The organism is Psychroserpens sp. SPM9, assembly GCF_025153525.1.
GTDB lineage: Bacteria > Bacteroidota > Bacteroidia > Flavobacteriales > Flavobacteriaceae > Psychroserpens.
In genome coordinates, this window is sequence record NZ_JANZNR010000007.1 from 15068 (window position 1) to 27265 (window position 12198).

At 35.7% G+C, this 12198-nt stretch carries 13 protein-coding genes; 2 read left to right on the forward strand and 11 right to left on the reverse strand.

Going from position 1 to position 12198, the window contains the following annotated elements; translation table 11 throughout:
- Window positions 1–62 precede the first annotated feature (62 nt).
- From N4270_RS13795 to N4270_RS13805, 3 genes are all read right to left on the reverse strand, one after another.
- The gene (locus N4270_RS13795; protein ID WP_260097929.1) at window positions 63–872 is read right to left on the reverse strand and encodes a helix-turn-helix domain-containing protein; all 810 of its coding nucleotides are present in this window, start codon (window positions 870–872) and stop codon (window positions 63–65) included.
- Window positions 873–1001: 129 nt separating this feature from the next.
- Window positions 1002–1982: a PLP-dependent cysteine synthase family protein gene (locus N4270_RS13800; RefSeq protein WP_260097930.1), complete on the reverse strand. Its 981-nt coding sequence runs from the start codon at window positions 1980–1982 to the stop codon at window positions 1002–1004.
- Between the two features lie 222 nt (window positions 1983–2204).
- Entirely contained in the window at window positions 2205–3443 is a 1239-nt protein-coding gene (locus tag N4270_RS13805; protein WP_260097931.1) for an ABC transporter permease, read from the reverse strand.
- Window positions 3444–3453: 10 nt separating this feature from the next.
- On the opposite strand from N4270_RS13805, the gene N4270_RS13810 reads away from it, so the two are divergent.
- A complete protein-coding gene (locus N4270_RS13810; protein WP_260097932.1) occupies window positions 3454–4740 on the forward strand; it encodes a DUF1343 domain-containing protein in 1287 nt (428 codons plus the stop codon).
- An 8-nt stretch (window positions 4741–4748) separates the two neighbouring features.
- Here N4270_RS13810 and N4270_RS13815 read toward each other — a convergent pair whose 3' ends face one another.
- From N4270_RS13815 to N4270_RS13840, 6 genes are all read right to left on the reverse strand, one after another.
- Window positions 4749–5144, reverse strand: a complete 396-nt coding sequence (locus tag N4270_RS13815) for a hypothetical protein (protein ID WP_260097933.1) — start codon at window positions 5142–5144, stop codon at window positions 4749–4751.
- Between the two features lie 158 nt (window positions 5145–5302).
- Complete coding sequence (locus tag N4270_RS13820) at window positions 5303–5887, reverse strand: hypothetical protein (protein WP_260097934.1); 585 nt, start codon at window positions 5885–5887, stop codon at window positions 5303–5305.
- Window positions 5888–6250: 363 nt separating this feature from the next.
- The gene (locus N4270_RS13825; RefSeq protein ID WP_260097935.1) at window positions 6251–7123 is read right to left on the reverse strand and encodes a glycerophosphodiester phosphodiesterase family protein; all 873 of its coding nucleotides are present in this window, start codon (window positions 7121–7123) and stop codon (window positions 6251–6253) included.
- Window positions 7123–7962, reverse strand: coding sequence for a sterol desaturase family protein (locus tag N4270_RS13830; RefSeq protein ID WP_260097936.1), 840 nt, complete (start codon window positions 7960–7962; stop codon window positions 7123–7125). The genes N4270_RS13825 and N4270_RS13830 overlap by 1 nt, the downstream gene beginning before the upstream one ends.
- A 4-nt stretch (window positions 7963–7966) precedes the next feature.
- Window positions 7967–8869: a hypothetical protein gene (locus N4270_RS13835; protein WP_260097937.1), complete on the reverse strand. Its 903-nt coding sequence runs from the start codon at window positions 8867–8869 to the stop codon at window positions 7967–7969.
- 10 nt (window positions 8870–8879) lie between these two features.
- Window positions 8880–9371, reverse strand: a complete 492-nt coding sequence (locus N4270_RS13840; protein WP_260097938.1) for a YkgJ family cysteine cluster protein — start codon at window positions 9369–9371, stop codon at window positions 8880–8882.
- Window positions 9372–9427: 56 nt separating this feature from the next.
- Between N4270_RS13840 and N4270_RS13845 the strand changes: the two genes are divergently transcribed.
- Window positions 9428–10126, forward strand: coding sequence for a bifunctional 2-polyprenyl-6-hydroxyphenol methylase/3-demethylubiquinol 3-O-methyltransferase UbiG (locus tag N4270_RS13845; protein ID WP_260097939.1), 699 nt, complete (start codon window positions 9428–9430; stop codon window positions 10124–10126).
- Between the two features lie 7 nt (window positions 10127–10133).
- Here N4270_RS13845 and N4270_RS13850 read toward each other — a convergent pair whose 3' ends face one another.
- Both N4270_RS13850 and N4270_RS13855 read right to left on the reverse strand, forming a co-directional pair.
- Entirely contained in the window at window positions 10134–10508 is a 375-nt protein-coding gene (locus N4270_RS13850) for a hypothetical protein (protein ID WP_260097940.1), read from the reverse strand.
- Window positions 10509–10580: 72 nt separating this feature from the next.
- Window positions 10581–12197 (reverse strand): amidohydrolase, encoded by a 1617-nt coding sequence (locus N4270_RS13855; protein ID WP_260097941.1) that lies wholly within the window; start codon window positions 12195–12197, stop codon window positions 10581–10583.
- Between the last annotated feature and the right edge of the window lies 1 nt (window position 12198).

Genomic DNA, 12198 nt, shown 5'->3' on the forward strand with positions numbered 1-12198 from the left:
TATATGATTGTGCTCAAAACTAAAAGGAATACGAGTTCTAAAATTGTAAAAAAGCGAAATTTTTAACCCACACGAAGATTGAGAATATCGCCATTTGGATTGATAGATTTCAAAAACTGAGAAGGATTACATCCCGTAAATTGTATAAAATCTTTTATAAAATGTGACTGGTCATAATAATGATGCTCTAAGGCTAATTGCGTTAACGATTGGTTAGATTTTACTTTCATCTTTTCAATTGCAGCATTTATTCTGCACGTACGTAAAAACAACTTAGGCGAAATCCCGATTTCATTTTTAAAACGCTGTTCTAAGCGGCGCATACCAATACCTACATTAAGTGTTTTTAAATGATTAACATCTATGGTTAAACTGGAAAATATGTGTTTCAGGCTCTTGTGGTCGCTATAAGTTACAAAAGCAGACAGGTAGCGTTCAACATGCGCAATTTTGGTTGTGGTATCTTGAGCGGAATAAATCTGATCTTGTAAGGCCTTGATTCGTGGAGCTTCTAAATCACTTAAATCCAAACAACTATCAGTAAGATAATGCATATCTATATTCCAAATTTTGCTCGCAACCCAAGGGTAAAATTTTACACCAAAAACATCCAGCCCATTACTGGGAAGTGTCAAATTTATGTATTTTTTGATTTGTCCAAAAACATGAAACCGACTCGTTTTGGCATTTATTTCAACATTTGGAAAATCACATTGCCAGAGCTTTCCTGAATGAAAAACCCAATCGACATAAGCATCAGGAACAAACCGATATAAAGCCGTAGCATCATCACCTTCGGAAGATGTGATCGTCCAGAAATACGCAATGAGGTGCTCATAAGCCTTTGATGGTTTGTGTTTTTTAAATTGCATATCCTTTAAATCTGTTACTAAAATATGAAAATCTTAGCGTATTTATATGATTATCAATTTAGTAAACAAAAAAAAAGCCTGAATAAAAATTCAAGCTTTAAAATTATATTACACTTATAGAGATAGGCATTAATCTATATATCCCATCGCTTTCATCCATTCGTTATTAAACATTTTACCAACATAACGACTTCCATGATCATGAAACAATACAACCACGACGTCATCTTTTGTAAAGTGCTCTTTTAACTGCAACACCCCTTTAATAGCCGCTCCAGCACTGTTTCCTAAAAACATCCCTTCTTCTTTGGCTAAAAGCTGAGTATACACCGCAGCATCTTTATCGGTAACTTTTGTAAAACCATCAATGATAGAAAAATCAACATTTTCGGGTAAAATATCTTCACCAATACCTTCGGTAACATAAGGGTAGATTTCATTTTCATCAAAAACACCTGTTTCGTGGTATTTTTTAAAGACACTTCCATAGGTGTCAATCCCCCAGACTTTAATATTTGGGTTTTGTTCTTTTAAATACTTTCCAACACCAGAAACGGTACCTCCTGTACCAACACCAACGACAAAATGTGTGATTTTACCATCGGTTTGTTTCCAGATTTCTGGACCAGTGCTTTCGTAATGTGCTTTGGCGTTACTTGGATTATCATATTGATTCACATACCATGAATTTGGCGTCTCTTCTCCAAGGCGTTTAGACACCGAATAGTAGCTTCTAGGATCGTCGGGTTCAACATCGGTAGGACAAACAACGACCTCTGCTCCTACAGCTCTAAGGATGTCCATTTTTTCTTTAGATTGCTTGTCGCTAATCACAAAGATACATTTGTAACCTTTGACGATGGCAGCTAAAGCTAAGCCCATTCCTGTATTACCAGAAGTTCCTTCAATGATGGTTCCTCCAGGCTGCAATCTACCATCGGCTTCGGCGTCTTCAATCATTTTAAGCGCCATGCGATCTTTAACTGAATTCCCGGGATTGAACGTTTCGTATTTTGACAGCACCAAGCATGGTAAGTCTGCGGTAAGCTTATTGAGTTTAACAAGAGGTGTATTTCCAATTGTTTCTAAGATGTTTTTTGCGTAATCCATTATCTTTGTTTTGCCCAGCAAAAGTAATTAAAACTTGAGATTAATGGCTATTTTCTTTAGAAATCTTAACACTATAAAAGCAGTGAAGCTTTTCAATAAACACTTCTAATTTTGATGTAAATGCGTTAAGGATGGAAGCGGCATCCTCTAACGTGACGTTAGAGATATAGCGTACTGCCTGACCAAGGCATTGCTTTTTAGCATGACTTGGTAACGCCCAAATTATTCAAATCGGATGGCTTTGACAGGTGTTATTTTGGTGATGATAACTGACGGAATTAACAGCATTAACAAACAAGCTACAAAGGTGCCCATATTAAGTAAAATAATATAGTCTAAGCCAATATGAACCGGGATGATAGACATGTAATAATCTTTTGCATTAGGGAATTCTAGAACACCGGAATATTTCTGAAAAAACAATAAAGCTAGACCGATAATATTACCCCATAACAAGCCCAATCCAATTAGGTAAGTCGCGTTGTAAAGAAAGACTTTTCGAATGCTCCAGTTACTGCTTCCTAAGGCTTTGAGAATCCCAATCATTTGTGTGCGTTCTAAAATAAGAACCAGTAATGCAGTAATCATATTAATGCCAGCAACAATAATCATAATGGCAATAATTCCATAGGTATTATTATCAAATATTTTAATCCATTCAAAAGTTGTGGCAAATTTTTCTTCGATGTTTTGTGTATCTAAAAAGGAAGGCGTTTGTGCTCTAATTTCTAATTCTTTTGCTTGAAGTTGTGAGAAATCGTCTAAATAAATTTCAAAATTACCAACCTCGTTTTGCTCCCATTTGTTCATCCGTTGGATATGGCTCAAATCGCCAATCATAAACGTTTTATCAATTTCTTGAAATCCGGAATTAAAGATTCCCACAATTTGAAAGCGTCGCTGAAAAGGAATCTCATCAATACTTTCTTTTCGAAATACTGTTTGGAATGCATCGCCTACTTTAAAGCCTAATCGGTTAGCGAGATAGCTTGAAATTACGACGTCGTTACTCAATGTTCCTTCGTAGGCTGGAAGTTGACCTTCGACTAGAAAATCCTGAATATACGACCAGTCATAATCTGCACCAACACCTTTTAACACAATCCCTTCAAAATCGGTTTCTGTACGAATGACGCCAAACTTGGTCGCAACACCTTGAATATGTTTAACACCTTCAACCGTATTGAATTCGGGATAAAATTTTTGTTGATTAGAAATCGGAACTATTGATTCGTTAGATTCGTTGGTACCGAAGCTATTTATAGTGACATGCCCATTAAAAGCCACAACTTTTTCGCGCACTTTTTTTTGAAGCCCGAGACCCGTTGCAATCGCAATAAGCATTACAATAATGCCAATAGCAATTGCAGCAATACCAATTTTTATAATTGGTGCCGAAACACTACTTTTATACGCTTTACTACCAATAATGCGTTTAGCTATAAATAACTCGTAATTCAAAATTCAAAAAATGCGTTTATCGATGTTCAAAAATAGGGTTTTCCCGATAATTATAGTACTTGTTTTAGTGCTGATTTCCTGCGGAAATAAATCTAGGAATGATTCTGCTCAAAATAATGGGATCCTGAAACAAGTTCAGGATGACCAAATAGCTAAATCTGATTCTAAAATTATTGTTGGAGCAAATCGAACGAATCAGTATTTACCATTACTCAACGGAAAACGTATAGGAATTGTTGCCAATCAAACCAGTGTAATTTTTAAAGATGTTTCCGCCTCACAAAATAGGTCTCAGAATGAAAATTACACGCATTTAGTAGATTCTTTAATCGCTCAAAACGTCAACGTAAAAAAAGTATTTGCGCCAGAACATGGTTTTAGAGGCAAAGCGGATGCTGGCGAACTTCTTAAAGATGGTATCGACACCAAAACGGGTGTTCCGATAGTATCGATTTACGGAAAAAACAAAAAACCGTCTCCAGAACAACTTAAAGATTTAGACCTCGTTATTTTTGATATTCAAGATGTTGGTGCGCGTTTTTACACCTATATCTCAAGTTTACATTATGTCATGGAAGCCTGTGCTGAGGCTAATATTCCAGTGCTTATTTTAGATCGCCCCAACCCAAATGGTCATTATATTGATGGTCCTGTTTTAGAACCGAAACACCAAAGTTTCGTAGGTATGCATCCTATTCCTGTGGTTCATGGTATGACGATTGGTGAGTATGCTAAAATGATTAATGGAGAAGGTTGGCTTGAAACGAACATTAAATGCGATATTACGGTTATTGCTATGCAAAACTACAGTCACGATAAAGCCTACCATTTACCTATTTTACCATCACCAAACTTACCGAATGACCAAGCTATTAACCTATATCCCAGCCTATGTTTTTTTGAAGGTACGAATGTGAATGCTGGTCGCGGCACCTCAAAACAATTCCAGATTTATGGGAGTCCGTACTTAGATAAAACGGTTTATAGTTTTAAATACATTCCAATGCCAAATTTTGGTTCAAAACACCCTAAACATGATGGTGTGTTGTGTTATGGAGAAGATTTGAGTGAGACTGAAAAACGCCATCAGATTGATTTAAGTTATTTGATTCGTGCTTACCAAAACTCAATAGACAAATCCCTGTTTTTTAATGATTATTTTAGCAATCTGGCTGGAACAACTCAGCTTCAGCAGCAAATTGTAGCGGGTGTTTCTGAAAAAGAAATTCGAAATACTTGGGTTGACGGACTTGAAAAATTCAAGACAACGAGAGCGAAATATTTAATGTATAAGTAAAATGGATCTTAGTCGTTCTTAGCGGTAAGTCGTTCGTCATGCATAGCAATTAACCATTCATTATCTCTAAATATTTTAACGACAAATACGATACGTTTTGAAGATTGAACCGCTACAAACACATGTTTTCCTTTACTTAATCTATTGAGCGGAATTTTAGCCAGATTCGAATTCAAAACCAAATCGACTTCACGATCGTACGCTGTATTTACAGAATATACTTTCTGAATTAAGGCCTTACTTTTAAGGATTAACGTATCTTTTGATGGATTGAGTTTATGGATTAAACCTTTAGCTCTTATATTGACATTTTGCTCCAGTTTGGCAAAATCATTTTGAGCTTCGGCAGTAAAGTTTAAAGATGTGATTAAACTAAAAAAGATCACAATACTAACTATTTTCATATGTAAACGTTGGTTAACGTCAACAAAAAATGAACTAATAGCGTTTTGTAATCCCGAACCTTAAAACTAATTTCTTTTTTGGTTTGCGAGCAAAAAAATCTATGAACGGTAAATAAAACCGAAGTACAGTTATTCTTTGTTGATTTTAAGGATGGTTATTAATCGTTATAAGGCTTTCCGTTAGGACGTAGATGTGTACGTCTGTATTCGGCTCTGGTTTGCACTTTAGAACGATCGGGCTCAGAAATATTATAAGACATACTCACCCGTTCTTCAAAGGCTTCAAATTCCTTATCGTTTTTATTATTCGCTGAAGCACTACCTGCACTATCCATTTCTAAATCGATATCTTCAACATCGGCAGAAGCCACATCAGTATCTAAATCGGCTTCCTCCAATTCGGCAATGGCAACATCGCTATCGGATGGTTTCACATAATCGAATGGCAATTTTCTATTAATTTGAAATACAATAATTTTATCGGCTTGATAAAACATGACCGTATACTTTCCAAGCGGCAATTCGTCTAAGGGAATTTTAGCGGTCTTTACAGCTGGTTTAAAATCAAAAACCTTTTCGGTTGTTTTATTTAAAAAACGGACTTTCTTAAAATAATACTTGTTTTCAAGGACTAGGGAATCTTGGGAATCGGACAAATTGTGATCTAGCTCAAAAGCTAATGGATTCACATTTTTTCTAATCGTAGTGTACTCTTCTTGAGCAAAAACTGTGTTGCTGCTCATAAGTAGAAATATCACTATTACGCATAGGCGACTTATTGGCACGCCAAGGATAGTTAACTTGTTCATGATTGGGGTCATTTAAAGATTAAACTAAAAATACTTCCAACCTCTGTTGAGGGAATTGGATTAATTTATGTTATGCATCAATATTCATTTAAAATTTAAGCGGAAATAAACATTAATACACTACAAAGTTAGACGAGGTCGATGTAGAAATCTAAGTTGTTGGATGTAATCAAAAAAAGAAACGATAAACGGAAAACAGATACATAAATAATAGACAAACAGCATGAATTGGAAAAAACTAAGACTAAAAACCAATCCGTAAATCGTTAAAAATGAACACTTAAGCGAGCTAAGCTTTTATTTTTTCAATTGTTTAACCTGAATTACCTTATTGGGATAATCGGAAATAATACCATCAACATTAAGGTCAATCATCCAATTAATATCACTCACCAAATTGACCGTCCATGGAATAATTTTAAAACCTTGATCTTGATATTTAGAAACGGTTTGCTGATCGAGTAATTTAAAATACGGACTCACAATTTCTGGCTTAAAAGAGAGTTGGGATAATTTGGTTTCTATATTTTCATTTTCATCAACCAACAGCGCTGTTTGCAATTTCGGATTTTGTTTTTTGGTCAACTCAAGCGCTCTCAAATCAAAAGACTGAATAACGGTTCTATCTTGAATACCTTTTGAATGAATCCTATTGAGAACCAGACTCACATAGTCTTCAACTGGCGGCGAGTAAACTCCGTCATATTCTGGCTTACTTTTAATTTCAATATTATAAACTATTTGATGCTCAGATTTGGTTTCGGCTAAATCAATCACTTCAGAAAGTAATGGTTTATAGACTTTTTCTTTTTTCTGAAATGGATAAGCAGGATGCATTTTGGTTCCACAGTCGTACAACTTAATGCTGTCGTAAGGCATGGTATACAGGTTGAATGTCATTTCATTTTCTGATGTGATTTCATTTCCGAAGAGATCTAAAGCAATGGTATGATTAATAAACGGTTCATGAGAAACCACAACCTCATGATCTTTAGAAATGACCACATCCATTTCTAAAGTTTGCACACCCAAATCGATAGCTTTTTTAAATGCAGGCAGCGAATTTTCGGGATGCAAACCTCTGCAACCTCTATGGCCTTGAACGTCTAATTCGTTTTTTGAACTACAACTTAGAAAGCCAACCACACAAAACAACCAAAAAAAACGCATCACTCAGAAGAATTTATCGTTGTTGGTTTACGGTATTTATGAAAAGGCTGTTTGAGTAAAACGCCTAGTTTACCATTTGCTGTTGCATCAGGAAATGTATCGACACCGTAGACAATGGCTTCACGATCTAAAACCATAAACGTTCCAAACAGGCGATCCCAAATGGAGAAGATATTGCCATAATTAGAATCGGTGTAAGGCAACATATAATGATGGTGCACCTTATGCATATCTGGAGAAACCAACACATAACTTAAGGCTTTATCTACTTTTTTAGGCAACTTAATATTTGCATGGCTAAATTGTGTTGCGATTAAAGACATGGATTGATACAACATCACAATTGCAATTGGAGTACCAACAATAAAAACGCCAAATAGGGTAAATACAAAGCGAATCACACTTTCTAAGGGATGATGTCTATTGGCAGTCGTTGTGTCGACGTTATGGTCTGTATGATGTACCAAATGCACCATCCAAAGCGGTTTTACTTTATGCTCAACATAATGCGCTAAATAAGCACCAAAAAAATCTAATAACAGCACTCCTAATAAGACATAAGCCCAAAGCGGAAGATTAGGTATCCAGTTGATAATTCCAAATTTGGTCGCCTTAACCCAATCTGCAGTCGCAACTAGCAAAAATGCCAATCCGAAGTTAATCACAATAGTTGTAAGTGTAAAAAAGAGATTAGGAAGCGCATGATTCCATTTTTTGTATTTAAAATTAAACAGAGGCAGTGAACCTTCCAGAACCCAAAAAAAGGTTAGACCACCAACAAGAATTAAACTTCTATGCAGTGACGGAATGGTTTCAAAATAATTAATAATGGCTTCCAATATTTTAAAGATTTGAATTAATAATTTGATTGGCTTTCTTCAAATTTACTAAAGAAAGTTTACTTCGCCATACACTGGCATTGTCTTCATCTTTTAAGAGTCCATACGCTGTATAATTTAGAAAATCGATCAGCGACTGATTAAAATCCTTTCCTTGATCTGTATCCATCTTTTTTAAGAGTCGTAACACACGTCTTGGTTTGTTTAAAATTAAGCTTTGCTTTAATTCTAACAATTCGAGTTGCAACAGATAACTTGGTTTATTTTCGGCACTTACCTCATCGAGCCTGCGTTGAGCTTCTTCCAGATAAATGGTGGATAGCTCTATAATTTCTTTTCGCAAATCTTCGGAAATATAACTTGCAAACTCAATATATTTATCAGCCAATCGATAGCTAGAATAATAATCATTAACTTTGGAATAGTTGAGCAATTCACCTTTTAAAAACGAGGTGTTAAGTCCGTATTTCTGAATAAATTTAGACATATTAAAATTGTAGTAGTCATTGGTATCATAGACATTGAGAATGTTTCCGTTAGCGTCTAAAACCTTCATAGAATCGTCATTAAATTTATCAATATAACGCTGATTTTGGTGTGCTTCTACCGGTTCAATCATATCAGCATAAAAGGATTCACTCACTTTTACCGGAATAAAATACTCCCAGATAAGGTTACTTACAAACTCATTTTGAAAAAGATCGTCGATGTAAATCGATTTTCCTTCAGAAGTATTTATAACCACAGGAAAAGGAAACGAGGCCGATTCTTCCCACATCATCAAGACCATTTTATTTTGAACCAGCGCCAAACCTTTGGCAGCCTCAAGAGATGTATACCATTCTCTAGGTTGGCAAAAACCAAGCACAGGACCTAACATTAAGAGATATAAGATGAGTTTTTTCATAAGGACTTAATTATTTAATTCGTTTTTTCATGGCTTCCACAATATGGAATGCTGCTGGACAAATCGCTACGTTTTTTAATGTTAAATTTGATATTTGCTGAAATTTCTTCCGATCAGTATGTGGAAATTCCCGACACGCTTTGGGTCTCACATCATAGATAGAACAGTAATTATCGACACCTAAAAACGTACATGGCACCGTTTGCAACACGTAATCATTCTCTTCATCCAAACGCAAATAAGCATCAATAAATTGCTGTGGTTTCAACTTAAAATACTTAGCAATGCGCTCGATATCTTTCGTTGTAAACAAAGGACCAGTTGTTTTACAACAATTTGCACATTCTAAACAATCGGTTCGTTCAAATTCGGCTTCATGTAGTTCCTGCATTAAATAATCCAATTGTTTTGGTGGCTTTTTTTTAAGCTTGGTAAAGAAGGTTTTGTTTTCCTTATGCTTATCTTTGGCGAGTTTTGGAAGATGATTGATAAAGTCTTGCATACAACAAAAATACTACTTTTATAAGATGCTGATTCAAGTTAGGCATGACAAAAATTATGAAAAAAGATCTTTTCGGAAACGCATTACTGGATTTTCAAAACGGAAATTATACGGAAGACCTCATCACCTCTACAAATATTTCTGGTGAAGATGAATTACCACTTCCGTATTTATTTAGAAATTTTTCTGAAATGCCCAAACTCGAGCAAAAAGCTTTGCAATTAGCTAAAGGAAGCATTTTAGATGTAGGCTGTGGTGCTGGAAGTCATAGTTTATACCTTCAAAAAAAAGAATGCAATGTCGCTGCTATAGATACCTCTGAAGGCGCTGTTAAAGTTGCAAAACAACGTGGTGTTTTAAATGTAGAACTAAAGGATATCCTTGAAGAAACGCGCACATTTGATACTATTTTAGTATTAATGAATGGCACTGGTGTTTTTGAAGAATTATCAAAAATTTCTATCTATCTCAAGCATTTAAAATCACTTTTAAATCCGAATGGTCAAATTTTAATCGACTCGTCGGATATCAAATATATGTATGAGGATGAGGATGGCGGACTCTGGATTGACACCAATGCCGACTATTATGGCGAATTGGATTATTACCTTAGCTACAAAGGCGAAGATGAAGCACCTATGAAATGGTTATATCTTGATTTTGAACGTTTACAAGTCGCATGTGAAGGTGTGGGCCTGCAGTGTGACAAGGTAATGGATGGCGAACACTTTGATTATCTGGCAAGGCTTTTTTAATAGCTTGTTAATCCTGTTTTTCAAACTCTATTTTGGCTTGCTTCTTTGCAAGTTCAAATACATCTTCTCCAAACTTCTTTTTAATCAACGTCTCCATGGTATCACTATAACATTTATCGTTTGGCATCACAGCATCTCCTTTATCAACTAACTTAATTTGATGTTTTTCTTGTAGATAGGTTTTATAAAAATCATGAAAACCACGATCTTTAGATAGGTCTATCATGCCAAATCTATAGATTTTATAATGGTCGTTATTAAAGTCGGTTGTTGCCTGTTCAGTACCCGATTCACAACTCATTAGTTCTGGACCAGCCGTAACCTTTTGCGCACCACAAGCAAGGTTCAAAAAAATAAGTGCTATTAGTATAATTTGTTTCATAATTAAGTATTTGCAAGAAGTGTTCCAAAACTATTAAGAAGCATCGCTTTAGTCAGAATGGTTTCTCAAATGCTATTGAACTTCTCCGTTAACAAAGGTTTGTTCGACTTTAATCGTTGGAATTTCATTTTGATTCACAGTCATAATATCTTTATCCAAAATGATAAAATCGGCAAATTTGCCTGCTTCAATACTTCCTTTTTCTTGTTCTTCAAAATTAGAATACGCCGCCCAAATGGTCATTCCTTTTAGTGTTTCTTCTCTTGATAATTTGTTTTCTGCTTGAAATCCATCTTCAGGATAGTGTTCTAAATCCTGTCTTGCTACGGCAGCGTAAAAGGTTAAAAACGGACTCACTTGCTCGACAGGGAAATCGGTTCCCAAGGCTACCTTTCCGTAGGAATCAAGCAATTGTTTATAAGCATAAGCACCTTTGACACGCTCACTTCCTAAGCGGTCTTCAGCCCAATACATATCACTGGTTGCATGCGTTGGCTGAATCGAAGGCAATACATTTTTGTAAAGCTCAAAATCTTCAGGTGACACCACTTGTGCATGTTCTACACGCCAGCGTCTATCAGACTTGCCTTTAAGCACTTTATTATAAGTTTTTAATACGGCATGATTAGCCGAATCGCCAATAGCATGTGTATTCATTTGATATTCAGAATTGGCTATTTTTTCAGCTGAAGCATTAAACGTCTGTAAATCGGTCACCAGTAAACCAAAATGATTCGGTTTATCATTATAAGGCGCACGCAACATAGCGCCTCGAGATCCTAAAGCGCCATCGGCATAAAACTTAAAAGAACGCACATTTAAGCGATCGGTTTTAATAATCCCTTTATTGGTATAATAATCAACATTAGCTTCTGAAAAGGACACCATAGCATACACGCGCATTTTTAAATCGCCTGTTTGTTGTAAACTGTCGATAATTTCAATAGAATTACGATCTAGCCCAGCGTCATCAACTGTTGTTAGTCCCAAATCAAAGCAAATATCCTGCGCATTTAATAAGGCTTTTACCATGTCATCACGTGTTGGTTTTGGCCAATAGTTCATCACTAAATTCTCGGCGTTATCTACCAATACACCTGTGAGTTCGCCGTTTTCAACAACAACTTCTCCACCTTCAATTTTACTGTTAACTGTGACTTGACCTAAATCTAGAGCTGCTTGGTTACACAAAACGGCATGGCCGTCAATACGAGTCAACGCTACTGGAGTTTCAGGAAACATTTTGTCCAGAAGTGTTTTCTTCGGAAATACTTTCTCTTCCCAATCGTTTTGATCCCAACCTCTCCCAATAATGAAAGAAACATTATTTTCATTCTGAAAGTCTAATACACGTTTCACCACATCTTCAAAACTCTTTGTTCCGACTAGATCTACTGCTTGCTGATTAAAGCCTAAACCCAGAAAATGACAGTGGGCATCAATAAATCCTGGAGTAATGGTTTTGCCTTGTGCATCGATTATGTGTTCAGACGTATACTTTGCTTTGATCGCTTCGGAAGAACCAACATCTATAAATTTACCGTCTTTGATAGCAAAAGCTTGAGCTTTAGAAAAATCGTCATCGACAGTATAAACAGTTCCATTGATAACAATAGAATCGACCGTTTGTTGTTCATTAGAACATGAATACAATACTATTAAAAGCAGAAGAATGGTTAGTTTTTTCATG